Source organism: Undibacterium sp. 14-3-2, assembly GCF_016595265.1.
GTDB lineage: Bacteria > Pseudomonadota > Gammaproteobacteria > Burkholderiales > Burkholderiaceae_D > Undibacterium > Undibacterium aquatile.
Genome location: NZ_JAENGS010000001.1, coordinates 664,202 through 682,825, shown reverse-complemented (window position 1 = coordinate 682,825; position 18,624 = coordinate 664,202). Strand labels below are relative to the sequence as shown.

The window sequence follows — 18,624 nt, the reverse complement described above, 5'->3', positions numbered from 1 at the left end:
TAGCGCAATGTAGCCTCATGATCTTAGCAGGTTTGAGTGTTTTACCCTGTGCGTATGCGGCCTCTCCCAAAAAGAGTTTCATCAATGATGATGATCGCTTCATGGCCTTACGCGATGCAGGCTTGCATGAAGATGCGGCAAGTGCCGAACAACATGCGCCGGCGCTCGCGCAATATGAAATTCCATCGTATGTCGATTACTACCGCCTGCGCTCGCATCTGCAGCGCGCATCGAATACAGAATTCCGCGAATTTATCAGCAAATACGAAGGCAGCGCCATCGCAGACCGCTTGCGCAATGACTGGTTAACGTTGTTAGGCAAGCGCGGCGAATGGGATTTATTTGATCAGCAATATCCGCAGTTTGTTGTGGCTGACGATAATCAGTTGCGTTGCTATGCGTTGTTATCGAGAGCATATAAACAGCAGAAAGTCGCCAACGAAGCCAAAGCCTTGCTGAATGCGCCGCGTGATTATGGCGAGGGTTGCTACAGTCTGGTGAGCTATCTGACGGCAAATGGCCAGCTCAGTCAGGCGGATTTGTGGACACAGATACGCATGGCGGCAGAATACGGTGCCGTACCGCTGGCACAACGTCTGGGGAAATTACTGGATTTGCCGGAAAAAAAGCTGAGTGCGGCACTGGAAAAACCTGCGAGTCTGTTAAAAACTGGGCCGGAAAATAACCGGATTTCCAAAGAGTTGTTCGTCATCGCGCTGGGTCGCGCAGCGAAATCCGACCCCGAAGACGCGGCAGAAAAATTATCCCGCTTCAGCGCCAAACTCAACGACAGCGAGCGCGCGAATGCGTGGGCGCAAATTGCCTTACAGTCGGCGCTGAAATTAGAACCGGAAGCGCTGGCTTACTGGTTACGCGCGGATGGCGCCACCTTGTCGCAGGAAGCCTACCAATGGCGGGTGCGTACTGCATTGCGTGAAGGCGACTGGAAAATCGTTAAGACAACAATCGCGCTGATGCCTGCTTCACTGAAAAATGAACCTGCCTGGATTTACTGGCTGGGACGCGCACTGAAAGCCGAAGGCAAAAACGAAGAAGCGCGGCAATTATTTGCCAGCATCGCCGATCAGATTCACTTCTACGGACAACTCGCGCTAGAGGAAAATGGTCAGAAAGTCGGCGTGCCTCTGACTTCCAGACCTGTCACTGCCGATGAACTGGCGGCGGTAGAACGCAATCCGAATTTACAACGAGCGCTGAAATTTTATTCCATGAATCTGCGGCTAGAAGGCACGCGGGAATGGAACTGGGAATTACGCAAAATGACAGAGCGGCAGCATCTGGCTGCGGCAGAACTGGCGCGTAAAAACAATATGCTGGACCGTATGGTGAATACCTCTGACCGCACCCGGGGCGAATTCGATTTCAACCAGCGCTACCCTACGCCGTTCAACGACAGCATGTACAAAACCACGCAGGCGCTCGGACTCGATATGGCGTGGGTGTATGGTCTTATCCGTCAGGAGTCGCGGTTCGTCATGCATGCGAAATCGCATGTCGGCGCATCGGGATTGATGCAAATCATGCCAGCGACGGCCCGCTACGTCGCCAAAAAAATTGGTCTGGGTAATTTCGTGCCGGAACAGGTCAATGATATCGATACGAATATCGCTCTCGGTACCAATTACCTCAATATGGTGCTGACCGATCTGGGTGGTTCACAAGCGCTGGCGTCCGCCGCCTATAACGCCGGCCCCGGGCGTCCACGCGCGTGGCGGGCAAAGCTGACGCGCCCAGTTGAAGGCGCCATTTTTGCGGAAACCATTCCGTTTGCAGAAACCCGTGGCTACGTCAAAAATGTCTTGTCCAATGCGACCTACTACGCGGCATTGTTCGAGAAAAAACCACAATCGCTGAAAGCCCGTCTCGGCATCGTCGTGCCTAAAGGCATGTCTGCCAATGATGCCGAAATACCTGAAGAGTCTACGAACAATGCAAGATACTGAAATGCTTCCCGCGCTGGCCGCGCTGATGGATGAACGCCGTTCCCGTATGGTGCTGGTGATAGGCAATAAGAATTATTCATCGTGGTCCATGCGCGCATGGGTAACCATGAAAGCCTTTGGTATTCCATTTGAAGAGATACGCATACATCTGGATCAGCCGGATACCACAGCAAAAATTTCAGAATATTCGGCGGCCGGAAAAGTGCCGGTGCTGATCGCCAACGATATTACCGTCTGGGACTCGATGGCGATTTGCGAGTTTTTAGCCGAACAGTTTTCTTTATTAAATTTATGGCCGGAAGACACGGCCGCGCGCGCGTTTGCACGCAGCATCTGCGCTGAAATGCATGCCGGATTTTCTTCGCTGCGTTTTGACATGCCGATGAATATCCGGGCTGATTTACATGGCAAAGGCCATACCCCTGGCGCGCAGGCAGATATAGGCCGGATTTGCGAAATCTGGGAAGATTGCCTTGCGCGCTTTGGCGCGCATGAATTTTTATTTGGCGCATTCTCCATCGCTGATGCTTATTTTGCCCCAGTCGTCACGCGCTTTAAAACCTACGGCGTCTCTTTAGCGCCAGCGCTGGAAGCATATGCAGACAGAGTCTGCGCACACCCGGCCGTAGCGCAATGGATACTGGAAGCCAGGGCCGAAACAGAATCTGCCCCGTGGCATGATGCCCGTCCACCCAAATGAGTACGAAGCAAATCTATATCGTCGGCGGCGCTGTCCGTGATTCACTGTTGGGACTGCCGGTGCAAGACAGGGATTATGTCGTCGTCGGCAGCACACCGGAAGAAATGATCCGGGATGGTTTTCGGGCGGTCGGTAAAGATTTTCCGGTTTTTCTGCATCCTAAAACCCACGAAGAATATGCGCTGGCACGTACCGAACGTAAAACCGCAGCCGGTTATAAAGGCTTTGTTTTTCATACCGATGCCAATGTCACACTGGAACAGGATTTAATCCGACGCGATCTGACGGTGAACGCGATGGCGCAAGACAGCAACGGCCAGATTACCGATCCGTTTGGTGGTTGTCAGGATTTGCAACGACGCGTATTACGACATGTCTCTGCCGCATTTGCGGAAGACCCAGTGCGCATACTGCGGGTTGCGCGCTTTGCTGCGCGCTTCGCCTTACCGCCGCACAACTTTACCGTTGCCGACGAAACCAATGCGCTGATGCAAGAAATGGTGGCAGCCGGGGAAGTCGACGCGCTGGTGCCAGAGCGCGTCTGGCAAGAGCTGGCGCGCGGTCTGATGGAGGTTAAACCATCGCGTATGTTTGAAGTCTTGCGCGCCTGCGGCGCTCTGAAACGATTACTGCCCGAACTGGATGCGCTGTGGGGCGTGCCGCAACCGGAAAAACATCATCCCGAAATTGATACCGGTGTTCATGTCATGCTGGTCGTCGATTATGCGGCGCAACAGGGATATTCGCTGCCGATCCGGTTCGCTGCCCTGATGCATGATCTCGGTAAAGGTACTACGCCGCCGGAACTCTGGCCAAAACACCACGGTCACGAGGAGCGTAGTGCAAAGCTGGTCGATATCGTCTGCCAACGCCTGAAAGTGCCGTCAGATTGCCGCGATCTGGCTTACATGACCGCGCGCGATCATGGCAATGTTGGGCGTGCGTTTGAAATGCGCGCGTCGACTATCGTCGATTTTCTGACCCGCAACGATGCATTCCGTAAACCACAACGTTTTAGCGACATGCTGCGGGCGGCCGAGTGTGATTGTTTTGGTCGTGCGGGCCTTGAAAACAAAGAATTTCCACAAACTGCGTTTTTAGAACAGGCACTGAATGCAGCGCAGCAAGTGAATGGCGGTGAAATTGCACAGCTCTGTAAAGATCAGCCCAAACGCATCCCAGAAGCCATACGCGACGCCAGAATTGCGGCGGTGCAACAGATTAAAAAGCAGACTCCACTCTCACATTGACAATGTTTTCTGGAATAATCAGAACAGATCGCCTACAATGCTTTGTGCACTGCACAAATTCTATTTGCAGTAAGGACATGTCATGAATCCTACCGATATTTTCCCCATTAATTTCAATGAACATTCCGGCAGCAACAAGCCTGCTGTCTACGTCAAAGAATTGTCTGAAAAAGACCGGCATCGCATACTCAAACATTTTCTGGCATTAGAAGAAAGTGATCGTTTACTGCGTTTTGGCACCTATCTGCCGGATCCCATGATAGAAAAATATGTTAATGGTCTGGACTTTTCCCGGGATAAAGTATTCGGAGTGCTGAGCCGTAACTTCCGGCTGGTCGGCGTCGGTCATCTGGCATTTGCGCCGCGCAGCGAAAAAGATGAGGCTACCGATAAAGATACGGTCGCTGAATTTGGTGTCTCGGTATCCAAATCAGCACGCGGTAAAGGCGTCGGTGCCAAGCTGTTCGAACGCGGCGCGATTCATTGTCGCAATGCCGATGTCGATACCTTGTACATGCATTGTCTGTCGTCAAATCAGACGATGATTCATATCGCCAAGAAAGCAGGCATGGAAATTCAGCGCGAATACGGCGAGGCCGATGCCTATCTGAAATTATTGCCAGCCGATGCAGTCAGCGTTCTGAAAGAAGCCGTGCAGGAACAGGTTGCCGCTATTGATTACTCGATCAAAGCGAATACCCGTGCCGCCGTCAAATGGCTCAGACACTTGCCGGGTATGGGCAACCACTCTGAAAAAAAATAGTCACCCCGGCGAATCAGACACTCGCGGATTCGCCGTCAAGCCGTGCCCGCCACTGGCATGGCCGTCGTCTCTTTGATCTGCTGTAATGCAAAGCTGGATTTCACATCCAGCACAGCCGGATGACGCAATAAGGTTTCCATCATGAAACGCGAAAAATGATTCATGTCTTCGACATGCACGCGCAGTAAATAGTCCATTTCGCCTGTCATCGCGTAACACGCCACCACTTCTGGCCATTGCCCTACCGATGCAGAAAAATCGTCCCGTGGCGACCGCGAGCCACTCTTTCCGGGCAAATCATTGTGTTTTTCCAGGCGTACATTCACGTACGCCAGCAAACCCAGACCAATCTTGGCAGGCTCGAGCAAAGCCACATATTTGCGGATCACGCCACTCTCTTCCAGTCGTTTAATACGGCGCAAGCAAGGTGAAGGTGACAGATTAACACGCTCCGCCACCTCCTGATTCGTTAGTCGTCCGTCGGCCTGCAAGATCGCCAGAATTTTACGGTCAATTTTATCGAGAGGAATTTCAGCCATTATTTGCCAATATTTAAAATAAATAAGACATATTATTGCTCAAATAAGAAATACCTTAGGTTATTTTGAAATTTAATGGCGCATTTGCCGGACTATACTGCTCGCTTGATCTACATCAAAACACGCGTAACGACGTGACGATGCAGACCCAGACGAATTAATACAGGAGACACGCATGACTTTCCAGACTTGGGAAAACCCTATGGGGACAGATGGTTTTGAGTTCATCGAATACGCAGCACCAGACCCAAAAGCACTCGGTGAATTATTTGTCACCATGGGCTTTACCGCCATCGCCAGACACCGCACAAAAGATGTCACGCTGTTTCGCCAGGGTGACGTAAATTTCATCATCAATGCCGAAAAAGATTCGTTTGCACAGAAATTCGCCCGCAAGCATGGTCCATCGGTATGCGCTTTCGCATTCCGCGTCAAAGATGCGAATGCCGCCTACAAACGCGCGCTGGAATTAGGTGCCTGGGGCTTTGACAATAAAACCGGCCCGATGGAATTAAATATCCCTGCGATCAAAGGCATCGGTGATTCATTGATTTACTTCGTGGATCGCTGGCATGGAAAAGACGGCGCACAACCAGGCGCGATCGGCAATATCAGCATCTATGATGCTGACTTCGTTGCGATTCCGGGCGTTGAGTCCAATCCGGTTGGACTGGGGCTCACTTACATCGATCACCTGACCCACAACGTGCATCGCGGCCGCATGAAAGAGTGGGCCGACTTCTATGAAACACTGTTCAATTTCCGCGAAATCCGTTATTTCGACATCGCAGGCAAACACACTGGTCTCAAATCAAAAGCGATGACATCGCCTTGCGGAAAAATCCGGATTCCTATCAATGAATCTTCGGACGACAAATCACAAATTGCCGAATATCTCGACCTGTATCAGGGCGAAGGCGTGCAGCATATCGCCATGGGCACGGACGATGTGTATGCGACGGTCAGCGGCATGAAAGCAAGTGGCGTGGCGTTCCAGGACACGATAGACACTTACTACGATCTGGTAGATCGTCGTTTGCCCGGCCACGGTGAAAACCTGGAAGCCTTGCGCAAGTTACGGATTCTGATCGATGGCAAGAGCACGGAAACATCGCGTGAATTATTACTTCAGATTTTCACGACAACAGTGATCGGTCCTATTTTCTTTGAAATTATCCAGCGCAAGGGAGATCAGGGCTTCGGTGAAGGTAATTTCCGCGCCCTGTTTGAATCAATTGAACTCGATCAGATTCGTCGTGGTGTACTGAAAGACGACAAAGCGACAGCATAAAATTTCTGTACGGATGTGATGTGAATGACCTCAAAAGGCTGACCGGTTTCTGGTCAGCCTTTTGTCAAAGAGAGACAAACAATGGACAACATCAACACAAACAACATGACCGTCAGTAATGAAGAATTTCTGGCAACCGTGGCTGAAAAATCTCATGGGGCAGCGCTGCGGGGTGATTATGAGCATGCTGATTCGCACTACGTCGTCAAACAACATTGGCAGGCTTATACAGAGGCAGAACACGATCTCTGGCGCGCCTTATATCAACGGCAGATGTCGCTTTTACCGGGACGCGCATGTGACGAATTTATTGATGCCTTACATAAAATGAATGCAGCCGATGGCATTCCTGAATTTGAAAAAACATCGCGTGAATTATTTGCAGCAACTGGCTGGACTATCGTCGCCGTTCCTGGCCTGATTCCTGAACTGACCTTCTTTGAGCACCTTGCCAATCGTCGCTTTCCGGTCACCGTCTGGCTGCGCAAACCCGAAGAATTCAACTACATCGTCGAACCCGATGTATTCCATGATTTCTTCGGACATGTGCCTATGCTGTTCAATCCGGTATTTGCCGATTATATGCAGTTGTATGGCAAAGGCGGCTTAAAAGCCATGCAGCTGGGTGGTCTTGAGCAACTGGCGCGTCTGTATTGGTACACCGTGGAATTTGGCCTGATCAACACACCGCAAGGTTTACGCATTTATGGCGCAGGTATTTTATCTTCCGGTGGCGAAGTCGAATATTGTCTGATACCAGGCACCAGCTCGCGGCATATCCATCTGGATATACAACGCTGCCTGAATACGCTGTACAAAATCGATACCTATCAGGAAACCTACTTTGTCATTAACAGCTTCCAGGAATTATTTGATGGTACTGCGGCAGATTTTGCGCCGTACTATGAAAAACTGAAACAAGGTCAGGCGTTACCTGCCAATACCTTGTTGCCTGACGAAACCGAGCTTTTAGTGTAAATCCTTAGTCTTTACAAAGCCTGCGAACCACGAACGCCGGAGAGTAATTCACCGGCGTTTTTTGTGGGTAGCTGAACATTTACCAGTTTTCAAACCTGAATAAAATTTTTCAACACCTGTGGCAGTAATGACCAACGGGGTTGTCAATCAAACGCGGTTTGCGGTCAACTCTGCTATTGCGCAAAGCGACCAACACGGCTGGTTTGTAAACGTTGTAATGCCAGCGCTTGCCATGCAGGACTGGCATACGCCAGCGTCAGGTTTCTTTGCAGGCCGTGCCACAATCCCGCATCCAGATTCAGCTGCAGCGCTTCCAGATAATGCGTGCTGACCAGCATGAATTGCCGCCGGTAAGGAAGCAAATAAAGATGCGGGTCGGCCTGCAGTTGCTTGTCTGCGTCGGCGTAAGTGGCATACCAGAGATTACTCAGACCAGCGACTTCCGGGCCATGCCAGAAATCCCCCATGTCGTCACCCGCTTGCGCCTGACCAGACAGCACGTGGCGGGCATGCTCCCAATGAGAAAAGCCAATATCCGCCGCGGCCAGATTAAGACAATGGCGCAGTTGCCAGCCGTCAGGAATATCCCAGCGGTGCTGGCGACAAAGAACCTGCGCACGCTTGCGAGCATTGGCATTGTCACTTTGCAGCAGTGTTAACCACAGACGGGCGCGGGTTTTGAGTTCGTTGATTAAAACGTTCATGTCTGCGCTCCCTGAGTAGGGCAGACAATAAAAGGAAATAGTGCAGAAATATACAAGGTCAACATGATGAGCTCCGATTCGTTATCTGACGACCCGCTACGTCAAACGAATTTCGCTTATCACATCAAAAGATGGCAGCAACAGTATCGTCAGTAACGACATTAGTACTGTGGCTGCAAAGATAAAGGGTGAGAGCCTCTTGTGCGGGAAGGCGCCCCTTAGCACCTGTGCCGCGATTGTAAAGTCAGGTTGACAGCATTGTCAATCAGGCAGTTTTTGGTCTGATACATAATCCCCGATCAATTCCACCTCCAACTCTTTTGCCAGCATATCCATTGCTTGCTGATTGACGGGATAGGGATAATCCGTGATGCCTTTGACACCGTATTTCGTCAGCATATGCTGGTTTGGAAAATATACTCTGGGGGATGGGCGGGCAACACTGATACGATATTTCGTCATTGAGTCTATCGTTTTTGATAGAAATACAGCGAGTTCCGCACGATTTGAAAATGTATACACATGTTTATCATCATCCAACTCCACTTTAAAAATCGCAGGAACAGTCGCAATAGTCAATAAAGCAGAAATGTGAATCAAGGTACTATCAAAACCTAGCGAACTATAAAATGACTGCTCCTCCCTTTCGAGATCATTTAACTCGGATTGGAATGAGGTATTTTTTATATGATTTAGTTCATTTTTATTTTTTGCGGCTCCAGACACTCCTCCATGAAACCCAAGGACAGCATCTGGCATCAGTTTTTTCTGGAGCGCGGCAACAAACAGGTAATTGGCACAACTGGAAAAACAATAATCCTGTACTTGCAGTGCCACTTTATTGCTAGCCATCTCTTTAGCCACATCCAGAGCATCTTTTGCACTCCCACCTTCGGAGGTAATGACAATCAGTGATGCACCGCTTCGGATCTGTTCAATCAATGCATTTGCAGACTCTCGGTTAATTTCACCTTTAAAAAAAACAGTCTCCTGCTCACGGCGAAGCTCAAATGACTGTGCTGCCATTGTCGGCGCAGCAATGAACGTGACAATTAGAAAGGTAAGCACTGTCACGGTAGCATGGAAGCATAATTGCTTTAACATCAGATCAAACCTTTCTTTTTGACTAACCGACTCATTAGGCAGTCTGCAGCATCTTTGCTTCAGCATCGTTATTGACTTCCGCCTTAAGCCCATCGTCCAAACTCACCACATACCGCGCAGCATTAATCAAGATAGCGTCGTTTTCAATACAAACTGGCTTCACCTTCTGGCCGGGTCTTGAAACGTTTGTGCGCCCAGAAATATTCTGCCGGTGCTTTCAGGATTTCCTGCTCAATGAAAGCATTCATCTGACGGGTCGCTGCGGTGATATCTGCACCGGGATAATTCTCCCACGGTGGATGAAACGTGACTTTCCATCCCCGATAATCTGGCAGCATCGTTGCGATGACCGGCACCACTTTTGCACCGGTCGATGCGGCAAGCCGTGGCAATGCAGTCAGCGTTGCGGCAGGTACGCCAAAGAATGGAACGAACTCTGCATTTTTTGCGCCGAAATCCATATCTGGCAACATGAAATACGGCAGACCTTCATGCATCGCACGGATAATCGGTTTCACGCCATCCGCTCGTGAAAATAACTTCACCGGCCGAAACCGCGAACGGCCGCGACGCAAAGCGAGATCAAAAACTTTGTTTCTCTGCTCGGTGTAAATCGAGCACAATGTTGATTCCAGCATCACAGCGACACCAGCGACATCCAGACAAACAAAATGCGGACACATCAGTATGGTCGGCCCCTGTTGAATAACATCCAATGGAACGGCTGGTTCGACCTGAATCAGGCGCTTCAGACGAGGTTCTGATGCCCACCAGAGAATGCCGCGTTCCAGCACACTGCGTGCATACATTTGAAAATGCTGGCGGGCGATACGCACTCTTTCTGCCTCACTCAGATGCGGTAAACAGAGTCGCAAATTGGTCAGAGTAATATGGCGACGTTTGCGTATCAGAGAAAACAATATGCTACCGACGCCCGCCCCCAAACGCCCCAAAACTGGCAAAGGCAACCAATGCAACAACCACATCATCAGGAGCACAGCTCTCATGCCTGTCCCTCTGTAACATCAGTATCGGGACCACTGACACCATCCGGTTTTTTGTAGCGGTTATAGCTCCAGAAATACTGTGCTGGTGAACGGGCAATCAATTTTTCCATACCGCGATTAATCGCTTCCGCCTGTTGCACAGGATCGCTTCCCAACTCTTCCTCAAATGCGGCAAAACGTACGACGTAGCCACGCCCATGCGGTAAACGCTCAGCGTATGTCAGAATAATCGGCGCACCGTTCATGCTGTGCAACTTGGCTGACAAGGTCATCGTATACGCTGGCTTACCGAAAAATTTTGCCCAGACACCTTCGCCTTCCTGCGGCACCTGATCTGGCAACAAACCAATCGCCTCGCCTTTCTTCAGTGCCTTCGCCATAATGCGCACACCAGATAAATTCGCCGGTGCCAGCAAGAGATTATCCCGAGCGCGCGCGCCTTCGATCAAGGGTTTCAGTGCGTCTTTACGGGGCGGTCTATACATCACCGTCAAACGCGTGCGTACCGCGATCGACTGTGCCACAATTTCAAAGCAGCCTAAATGCGGTGTCAGAAAAATTACGCCTTTTTTGGCATCCAGCGCCTGTTGCACTAAGTCCCAGTTTTCTAAACTGGCGGTACGCAAAACACGATCAGGTTTCGCGCACCAGATAAAAGGTAACTCGAGTATATTTTTCCCTGCCTCTTTGATCGCATCGCTTAAATGTGCGGTAAATCCGGCACGTTCGAGATTTTCCCGCAAGCGCCGACGATAAGAGCCTGACAACAAATACACAATACGTCCTAATACTGCGCCAATCAGATGCAGTACGGAGAGCGGAAAAATCGACAGAAATCGGAATAGAATGACAAGCATGACGCTGCTCAAGAATAGGTAAAAAAAAGAGGGGTATTCGACAGAAATCGAATAGAGAGCGTAAAATATCACACATTGGCTAGCTGTTGAGGTTCTGACAGCAAGCTACCGCCGAGTTAACAGACAACTTGCGAGGCGGTTTATAAAATTCGCTAAAGCGTCGCAGGATCTCTTTCCGACTGCGGCACAATTTTTTACGGTCATTTTTACAGGAGCCTGCGATGGCAAATGATTTTCTTTTTACCTCAGAATCCGTTTCTGAAGGACATCCCGATAAAGTCGCGGATCAAATCTCCGATGCAATTCTCGACGCTATTCTCGAACAAGATCCCTATTCCCGTGTTGCGGCTGAAACGCTGACAAACACTGGTTTAGTTGTCCTTGCCGGTGAGATTACGACGCAAGCCAACATCGACTATATTCAAGTAGCGCGCGATACCATCAAACGTATCGGCTACGATAATACTGAATATGGTATCGACTACAAAGGTTGTGCCGTACTGGTCGCCTACGACAAGCAGAGTAACGACATTGCACAAGGTGTGGATCGCGCGAGCGACGACTATCTGAACATCGGTGCGGGTGATCAAGGTCTGATGTTCGGCTACGCTTGCGATGAAACACCTGAGCTGATGCCAGCACCGATTTATTACGCACATCGTCTGGTCGAGCGTCAGGCGCAATTGCGTAAAGATGGCCGTCTGCCTTTCCTGCGTCCGGATGCCAAATCTCAGGTCACAATGCGTTATGTCGATGGCAAGCCACACAGCATCGACACTGTCGTGCTGTCAACCCAGCACAGCCCGGATCAAAGCGAAACACCAACCAAGATGAAGCAGTCGTTCATCGACGCGGTCATTGAAGAAATTATCAAACCCGTGCTGCCGAAAGAATGGCTGCAGGATACCAAATACCTGATCAACCCTACCGGTCGCTTTGTGATCGGTGGTCCGCAAGGTGATTGCGGTCTGACTGGTCGTAAAATTATCGTTGATACATACGGTGGTGCCTGTCCGCATGGTGGTGGCGCATTCTCCGGTAAAGATCCTACAAAAGTAGATCGTTCTGCTGCTTACGCTGCACGTTATGTCGCAAAAAATATCGTGGCGGCAGGTCTGGCTAAGCAATGTCAGATTCAGGTGGCATATGCGATCGGCGTGGCACGGCCTATGAATGTCACGGTTTATACCGAAGGCACAGGCGTGATTCCTGACGCGCAGATCGCTGCACTGGTCAATGAATATTTTGATCTGCGTCCAAAAGGTATTATCCAGATGCTGGATTTACTGCGTCCGATTTATTCAAAAACTGCGGCGTATGGTCACTTTGGTCGTGAAGAGCCTGAGTTCACTTGGGAACGCACAGATAAAGCAGCGATCTTGCGGGCGGCGGCAGGTTTGTAATTTTTGTAGCGGGAGTTGAAGTAACGATGCAGTGGTTTTTATTGAGTGGTAAAAAAGTCATTGCATCGTCCTGCAAAAAAACAGCGCTGGCCTGCACGATGCTGATATCCGCCGTATCAGCATCCTCGACATTTGCCGCCCCCCTAGCCAAGACAAAAACCGTCACTGATTGGTGCACTCCGCTTGCACTCAAATTACCGGGAGTCAATGTCAACGATTGCCTCAAAAGTAAGTTGATACCCGCAGGTACAAATTCACTGAATGGTTTTCCTCTGCTTTCACGTGACTGGCGTGCAGATGCCAGACATCCGCATGCCGTCAAAGTATTGCTGCTCGGCGGCATTCACGGAGACGAACAAACGGCGTCGGCCATCGTATTTAAGTGGCTGGAAAATATCCAGAAAAATGACGTGACCGAGTTTCATTGGAAAATCGCGCCAGTCGTGAATCCTGACGGCTTACTCGCGGCGAAACCGCGCCGGGTCAACGCCCGCGGCATTGATCTGAACCGCAACTTCCCCACGCCGGAATGGGAAAAAGAAGCGCCCGCCTACTGGGCTCGCGTGACTCGAAAAGACCCGCGCCGCTATCCAGGTAAAGCACCGATTTCAGAACCAGAAAGTCGCTGGGTGTATGACACCATCGAAAAATACAAACCAGATGTAATCATCTCCGTTCATGCACCATTTGGTGTGCTGGATTTTGATGGTCCGAGTAAACCGCCAAATCGTTTTGGCAGACTGGTCTATAACCGTGTCGGTGTTTATCCGGGCTCACTGGGAAACTATAGTGGCTTGCATAAGGATATTCCAGTCGTCACCATAGAGTTACCCAACGCAACTCAGATGCCACCTGAAGCTGAGGTGCAACGCATCTGGCAAGACATGCAAAAATGGATACGCCAGAATATCGCGGCACCGGTAAGAACTGCGCGCAACCCTTAAGTAAAAGTATTTTCAAAAAAGCAGTTGCAGCTACTTAACTCGACGCAGAAAAATAAATTGATTATTTTTCTAAATAAAGGGAATTTTTTTCGTTATGACGAATCTTAGCTCTGACTGATCAGAATCAATACGCCAGTCTTCAGAATAAGTTATTTAATCACAATAGTTTTTCTGTCAAGCCCATCTATCATCCTCCGTTACTTATTACATAATAATTAGTAAAAATATTTTTAACTATTTGTTATGTAATATCCCTGTTTGCTTCGCACATCCCGTGTTTCGATGAAGCAAGTTCGATATTTACTAATTGAAAAGAAATTTTCTTCTGTTGGTAAAAAATTTACTTTTTTAAGTAATTAAAAATACGCAACACTGTCATTTTCCCTTAACAAATTATCTGATTAACTATTTATCGCTATCAGGACAATCGCTTGTCGGGTAGCGAGCATGTATCGCAGTGTTTTCGCTGGGCGATAAGCCATTTGCTTCAGGCTTTCCCGCTTTGATCTGGTTTGTTTAAGTTCTACTCTTAACTTGCTGCCATAAGCTGCAAGTTCAATAACATTAACAACAATTTAGGGATAAACAAAAATGACACGTACTTCTAATACCAGCTTAGTGTTCCGGCCAACCATGATGGCAGCGTTGCTTGCCTGTGCATGGAGCGCCTCAGCAGCAGACAAAATCAATTTGGAGCAATTGACGCCTTCGGCGACAGCGCAATCTGCGGCAAGCAGATCATCCTCGGTCACAGGTAAAGCGAGCTCGGGGGCTCCCAGCATCCACAGCACTTTGGGTTTAACAAGCAGTGAACTGCAAGCCGCACGCAGCCAGACTTACGCTAACGGTCGCGTAGTAACGCGCTTCCAACAATTTCATCAAGGTGTGCCAGTCTGGGGTGAGGCCATTGTTGAGCACGCCAATGCTGGCGCAGCGCAATCGACCCTGTCAGGCTATCTGATCAGCAATCTGGCCAAAGATGTACCAAATGCCAAACCGTTCTATTCAACAACACAGGCAGTTACTCTGGCAAAAACTCAGGCTCGCGCATCCAGCAGCGAAAATGAACAGGCAAAACTGTTTGTGAAACTGGACGAGAATAACGTCGGCAAACTGGTCTATCTGGTGTCATTTCTTGACACTACAAATCCGGCAAAACCCAGCCGTCCGCATTTCATCATTGATGCCAATACCGGTGTCGTTGTCGAGAAATGGGAAGGTCTGACTCACGCAACGACAGGCACAGGGCCTGGCGGCAATGCGAAAACTGGTCAGTATGAATATGGTACAACAGCCGGATACGGCTTCCTTGATGTGACTGTCAGTGGTTCAACTTGTACACTCAACAGCACTAATGTTGCCACCTACAACATGAATAGTGCGACCTCAGGCGCAGGTACGCTGCATTCATTTACCTGCCCGAGAAATACCGTCAAAACTATCAATGGCGGTTACTCACCGATGAATGATGCACATTACTTCGGTAACCAGGTATTCAACATGTACCAGACTTATCTCGGCGTGCGTCCTATCAGCCAGAAACTGGTCATGAAAGTGCATTATGGCTCCAGCTACGAAAATGCATTCTGGGATGGCAGCTCGATGAATTTCGGCGATGGTGCCTCCACTTTCTATCCGTTAACAGCACTGGATGTAACCGGGCATGAAGTAAGCCATGGCTTCACCGAACAAAACTCCGGTCTGGTGTATTCGGGTATGTCGGGTGGTATGAACGAAGCGTTCTCCGATATGGCTGGTGAAGCAGTTGAGTACTATGTCAAAGGGACGAATGATTTCAAAGTCGGTACCGATATTTTCAAAGCCACAGGTGCATTACGTTATATGTACAACCCACCGCTGGATGGCGGCTCCATTGCAAATGCGAGCAACTACACCAGCAGCCTCGATGTTCACTATTCGAGCGGTGTGTATAACAAAGCCTTTTACCTGTTAGCAACAACAGCAGGCTGGAATACACGCAAGGCATTTGAAGTGATGGCAGATGCGAATCGTCTCTACTGGACATCCAGCAGCACATTTAACCAAGGTGCCTGCGGTGTTGAAAAAGCAGCGACTAACCGTGGCTATGCCGTTGCCGATGTGACTGCGGCCTTCGCCAGCGTTGGTGTCAGCTGCACCACAACAACACCGACCGCCACCCCACTGACAAAAGGCGTAACCGTCAGCGGCATCACACTGGCGAAAGGTGCAACGAAACTGTATTCCATCGTGGTTCCTGCTGGCGCGACCAATCTGACATTTAAATTGTCTGGCGGTACAGGTGACGGTGATATTTATGTCAAAGCATCGACAGCACCGACAACGACATCGTACACAGCAAAATCAACCGGTTCCACCAATACAGAAACCGTGACTATTGCTTCGCCGTCAGCTGCAACATACTATGTTCTGGTCAGTGCATACGCGGCAGTCAGTAGCACAACGCTGGTCGCGAACTATCAATAAACGTAAGTACAAAGCAGTCGCTCATTCGTAACGAATGAGAAAAAAAATCCCGCTCCTTCTGCTATGCAGTTGAGCGGGATTTTTAATGTGCAGAAGTGCCGCAAAAATGTGTGATCTGAACATCCTTTCTGAATCCGCGCGTCAATTCAGATCTGCATAACAAATCAACTTTCTTACGGGGTGCCATATCAGAAGCAGGAAATATATGCTTACATGGAACTAGTCAGTTAATTCTGTGTCGATGTATAGCTACAATGGCGCAGATAAACAATACGACACCAGCCACAAAACAAGTAACGAAATCACATAGCGGAGAACTCTTAAAAAATGAAACCACAGTTATCACTGCTCACCACCCTCTGCATGCTCGGCGTAACCAGCATCGCGGCGGCACAAACCACGGATTCTCAACAATGGCTGGAAGACGTCACCGGAGAGAAAGCACTGAATTGGGTCAAATCACAAAACCAGGTCACCCGTAACAAGCTCGATAACGACGCTGGTTTCAAACAATTACGCAGTGATTTGCAAGTCATCCTGAATTCCAAAGACCGCATCCCCGGCATACGAAAAATGGGCGATGCCGTCTATAACTTCTGGACCGACGCGGAGCACCCGCGCGGTGTCTGGCGCAAAACTTCACTCGAAGAATATCGCAAGGCGCAACCGAAATGGGAAACTGTGCTCGACATCGGCGCGCTGGCGGCGGCAGAAAATGAAAACTGGGTATTCAAAAACAGTAATTGCCGCGAACCTGCGTTTGACCGTTGCCTGATTGAACTCTCGCGTGGCGGCGCAGATGCGGTCACCATGCGTGAATTCGATCTGAACACAAAAACTTTTGTGAAAGACGGTTTCTCGCTGCCTGAAGCAAAAATGTCGCTGGACTGGCGCGATAAAGACACCTTGTTTGTCGCCACCGACTTTGGTGCCGGATCACTCACCGATTCAGGTTATGCCCGCATCGTCAAAGTATGGAAGCGTGGCACTCCGATCAGCGCAGCCAAAACCATTCTGGAAGGTAAAAAATCCGACATGGCTGTTTCGGCGCAAAGTACGCAGCATGGCGGAATTCAACACAATCTGGTTCATCGTCAAATCACTTTTTATACCGCAGAAAATTTTTTACTTGATGGAGATCAATTACAGAAGCTCGATATCCCTGAAAAATCCGGCGTCGCCTTTTTCAGCACACAAATGATCGTGACACCACGAGAAACTTGGAAAATTGGTGAAAAAACCTATGCCAGTGGCAGCGTTCTCGCGATTGATTTCGAAGCCTTTCAACATGGTGATCGCCAATTCACCAATCTGTTTGAGCCAACAGACAGTACGTCTTTCACGGGCTTAACTGCAACTAAGAACTACCTGTTAGTACAGTCACTCAACAATGTTAAAAGCCATTTGCAGGAATGGAAATTTGCAGATGGAAAGTGGGCGTCCCGCCAGGTGCAGCTACCGACCATGGGCGCAGTGGGCATCAGTGCCGTTGACACTGAAGGTAATGATGATTACTTCCTGAGTTATTCTGATTATCTGACTCCAAGCGTCTATCTTCTCGCACATGCTGCCAACGATACACGCGAACAATTGAAATCAGCGCCAGCATTTTTTGATGCAACTCCTTACGAAACAGTTCAGCAATTTGCAACTTCGGCTGATGGCACGAAAGTTCCTTACTTCGTCGTCAAACGGAAAGATGTCAAATACGATGGCAACAATCCTACCCTGCTTTACGGTTACGGCGGTTTCCAGATTTCTATGACACCATCCTATTCTGGCGCCTTAGGTAAAACCTGGCTGGAAAAAGGCGGCGTCTATGTTGTTGCTAATATTCGTGGCGGCGGTGAATTCGGCCCACGCTGGCATCAGGCCGCACTGAAAGAAAACCGTCAGCGTGCGTATGATGACTTCGCTGCCGTCGCAAACAGCCTGATCTCCAGCAAAATAACCAGCCCGCGTCATCTTGGTGCCATGGGTGGCAGTAACGGCGGCCTGCTGGCGGGCGTTGCCCTGACCCAGCATCCGGAATTGTTCAATGCCGTTGTCAGTCAGGTGCCGTTGCTGGATATGCAGCGCTACAATCAACTGCTGGCGGGTGCGTCCTGGATGGGCGAATATGGTAACCCTGACGTGCCGCAAGAATGGGCATACATCCAGCGTTACTCGCCTTACCACAACGTCAAAGCAGGCGTTCGCTATCCTAATGTTCTGTTTATTACCTCAACCCGTGATGATCGCGTACACCCTGGCCATGCCCGTAAAATGGCGGCAAAAATGCTGGATCAGGGTCACAAAAATGTTTGGTACTACGAAAACATCGAAGGCGGACATGGTGGTGCGGCAAATAATGAACAAAGAGCCGATATGAGTGCAATTACCTACAGCTTCTTGTGGAATATGTTAAAACGCGACAACGACGCAAATGCAGTTCGCTGATGGCGGCAAACTGCCACAAATTTGGCAGGCGCTGATTCGACGTCGATAGTCGAATCAGTCTGCGATCCAATCACAATCCGTTTAATCCGTTTACAATCCGTTATCCTGTTGTGGGATAACGGATTTTTTATTTAACAGGGCTGACGCAAAATTGACCCGGCAAGACTAAAAAGCTTTTTTCTGCTTTGGAAAACATCGCTGGTAAGCGATGTCCG

The 18,624-nt window shown here is 49.5% G+C and carries 15 protein-coding genes; 10 read left to right on the top strand and 5 right to left on the bottom strand.

Annotated features, from left to right (window positions below):
- Nucleotides 1-17: 17 nt before the first annotated feature.
- From Undi14_RS03075 to Undi14_RS03060, 4 genes are all read left to right on the top strand, one after another.
- Complete coding sequence (locus Undi14_RS03075) at nt 18-1,964, top strand: lytic transglycosylase domain-containing protein (protein WP_234030379.1); 1,947 nt, start codon at nt 18-20, stop codon at nt 1,962-1,964.
- Nucleotides 1,951-2,664 (top strand): glutathione S-transferase family protein, encoded by a 714-nt coding sequence (locus Undi14_RS03070; RefSeq protein WP_200177853.1) that lies wholly within the window; start codon nt 1,951-1,953, stop codon nt 2,662-2,664. Before Undi14_RS03075 ends, Undi14_RS03070 begins: the two co-directional genes overlap by 14 nt.
- Entirely contained in the window at nt 2,661-3,914 is a 1,254-nt protein-coding gene (locus Undi14_RS03065) for a multifunctional CCA addition/repair protein (protein WP_200177852.1), read from the top strand. The genes Undi14_RS03070 and Undi14_RS03065 overlap by 4 nt, the downstream gene beginning before the upstream one ends.
- Nucleotides 3,915-3,996: 82 nt before the next feature.
- The gene (locus Undi14_RS03060; protein ID WP_186884703.1) at nt 3,997-4,677 is read left to right on the top strand and encodes a GNAT family N-acetyltransferase; all 681 of its coding nucleotides are present in this window, start codon (nt 3,997-3,999) and stop codon (nt 4,675-4,677) included.
- Between the two features lie 35 nt (nt 4,678-4,712).
- On the opposite strand, the gene Undi14_RS03055 is transcribed toward Undi14_RS03060, so the two are convergent.
- Nucleotides 4,713-5,216, bottom strand: a complete 504-nt coding sequence (locus tag Undi14_RS03055; RefSeq protein ID WP_200177851.1) for an Lrp/AsnC family transcriptional regulator — start codon at nt 5,214-5,216, stop codon at nt 4,713-4,715.
- A gap of 175 nt (nt 5,217-5,391) precedes the next feature.
- On the opposite strand from Undi14_RS03055, the gene hppD reads away from it, so the two are divergent.
- Complete coding sequence (gene hppD / locus Undi14_RS03050) at nt 5,392-6,507, top strand: 4-hydroxyphenylpyruvate dioxygenase (protein WP_186884701.1); 1,116 nt, start codon at nt 5,392-5,394, stop codon at nt 6,505-6,507.
- 90 nt (nt 6,508-6,597) lie between these two features.
- Nucleotides 6,598-7,485, top strand: coding sequence for a phenylalanine 4-monooxygenase (phhA, locus tag Undi14_RS03045; RefSeq protein ID WP_370589886.1), 888 nt, complete (start codon nt 6,598-6,600; stop codon nt 7,483-7,485).
- 173 nt (nt 7,486-7,658) lie between these two features.
- Here the strand turns inward: phhA and Undi14_RS03040 are convergent, their stop codons facing one another.
- The 4 genes from Undi14_RS03040 to Undi14_RS03025 form a co-directional block, all read right to left on the bottom strand.
- Nucleotides 7,659-8,189 carry a hypothetical protein gene (locus Undi14_RS03040; RefSeq protein WP_200177849.1) on the bottom strand — a complete coding sequence of 177 codons (531 nt, stop codon included), beginning with the start codon at nt 8,187-8,189 and terminating at the stop codon, nt 7,659-7,661.
- 261 nt (nt 8,190-8,450) lie between these two features.
- Nucleotides 8,451-9,293, bottom strand: coding sequence for a hypothetical protein (locus tag Undi14_RS03035; RefSeq protein ID WP_200177848.1), 843 nt, complete (start codon nt 9,291-9,293; stop codon nt 8,451-8,453).
- A gap of 143 nt (nt 9,294-9,436) precedes the next feature.
- Nucleotides 9,437-10,300, bottom strand: coding sequence for a lipid A biosynthesis acyltransferase (locus Undi14_RS03030; RefSeq protein ID WP_200177847.1), 864 nt, complete (start codon nt 10,298-10,300; stop codon nt 9,437-9,439).
- On the bottom strand, nt 10,297-11,157 hold the full coding sequence (locus Undi14_RS03025; RefSeq protein WP_200177846.1) for a lysophospholipid acyltransferase family protein: 861 nt from the start codon (nt 11,155-11,157) through the stop codon (nt 10,297-10,299). The genes Undi14_RS03030 and Undi14_RS03025 overlap by 4 nt, the downstream gene beginning before the upstream one ends.
- A 221-nt stretch (nt 11,158-11,378) precedes the next feature.
- Here Undi14_RS03025 and metK point away from each other — a divergent pair, with 221 nt between their 5' ends.
- The 4 genes from metK to Undi14_RS03005 all read left to right on the top strand — a co-directional run bounded on the left by metK (nt 11,379) and on the right by Undi14_RS03005 (nt 18,409).
- Nucleotides 11,379-12,560, top strand: coding sequence for a methionine adenosyltransferase (metK, locus tag Undi14_RS03020; RefSeq protein ID WP_186884696.1), 1,182 nt, complete (start codon nt 11,379-11,381; stop codon nt 12,558-12,560).
- Between the two features lie 26 nt (nt 12,561-12,586).
- Entirely contained in the window at nt 12,587-13,504 is a 918-nt protein-coding gene (locus tag Undi14_RS03015; RefSeq protein WP_234030378.1) for a M14 family zinc carboxypeptidase, read from the top strand.
- A gap of 591 nt (nt 13,505-14,095) precedes the next feature.
- Nucleotides 14,096-15,970: a M4 family metallopeptidase gene (locus tag Undi14_RS03010; RefSeq protein WP_234030377.1), complete on the top strand. Its 1,875-nt coding sequence runs from the start codon at nt 14,096-14,098 to the stop codon at nt 15,968-15,970.
- 327 nt (nt 15,971-16,297) lie between these two features.
- Complete coding sequence (locus Undi14_RS03005; protein ID WP_234030376.1) at nt 16,298-18,409, top strand: prolyl oligopeptidase family protein; 2,112 nt, start codon at nt 16,298-16,300, stop codon at nt 18,407-18,409.
- The last annotated feature ends 215 nt before the right edge of the window (nt 18,410-18,624 follow it).

Bases quoted from the DNA above. Each gene is read 5' to 3' on its own strand.
- Undi14_RS03005 (WP_234030376.1), top strand. From the start codon at position 16,298: ATGAAACCACAGTTATCACTGCTCACCACCCTCTGCATGCTCGGCGTA.
- Undi14_RS03060 (WP_186884703.1), top strand. From the start codon at position 3,997: ATGAATCCTACCGATATTTTCCCCATTAATTTCAATGAACATTCCGGC.
- Undi14_RS03010 (WP_234030377.1), top strand. From the start codon at position 14,096: ATGACACGTACTTCTAATACCAGCTTAGTGTTCCGGCCAACCATGATG.
- metK (WP_186884696.1), top strand. From the start codon at position 11,379: ATGGCAAATGATTTTCTTTTTACCTCAGAATCCGTTTCTGAAGGACAT.
- Undi14_RS03025 (WP_200177846.1), bottom strand. From the start codon at position 11,157: ATGCTTGTCATTCTATTCCGATTTCTGTCGATTTTTCCGCTCTCCGTA.
- Undi14_RS03070 (WP_200177853.1), top strand. From the start codon at position 1,951: ATGCAAGATACTGAAATGCTTCCCGCGCTGGCCGCGCTGATGGATGAA.
- hppD (WP_186884701.1), top strand. From the start codon at position 5,392: ATGACTTTCCAGACTTGGGAAAACCCTATGGGGACAGATGGTTTTGAG.
- Undi14_RS03055 (WP_200177851.1), bottom strand. From the start codon at position 5,216: ATGGCTGAAATTCCTCTCGATAAAATTGACCGTAAAATTCTGGCGATC.
- Undi14_RS03040 (WP_200177849.1), bottom strand. From the start codon at position 8,189: ATGAACGTTTTAATCAACGAACTCAAAACCCGCGCCCGTCTGTGGTTA.
- Undi14_RS03035 (WP_200177848.1), bottom strand. From the start codon at position 9,293: ATGTTAAAGCAATTATGCTTCCATGCTACCGTGACAGTGCTTACCTTT.
- Undi14_RS03015 (WP_234030378.1), top strand. From the start codon at position 12,587: ATGCAGTGGTTTTTATTGAGTGGTAAAAAAGTCATTGCATCGTCCTGC.
- Undi14_RS03030 (WP_200177847.1), bottom strand. From the start codon at position 10,300: ATGAGAGCTGTGCTCCTGATGATGTGGTTGTTGCATTGGTTGCCTTTG.
- Undi14_RS03075 (WP_234030379.1), top strand. From the start codon at position 18: ATGATCTTAGCAGGTTTGAGTGTTTTACCCTGTGCGTATGCGGCCTCT.
- Undi14_RS03065 (WP_200177852.1), top strand. From the start codon at position 2,661: ATGAGTACGAAGCAAATCTATATCGTCGGCGGCGCTGTCCGTGATTCA.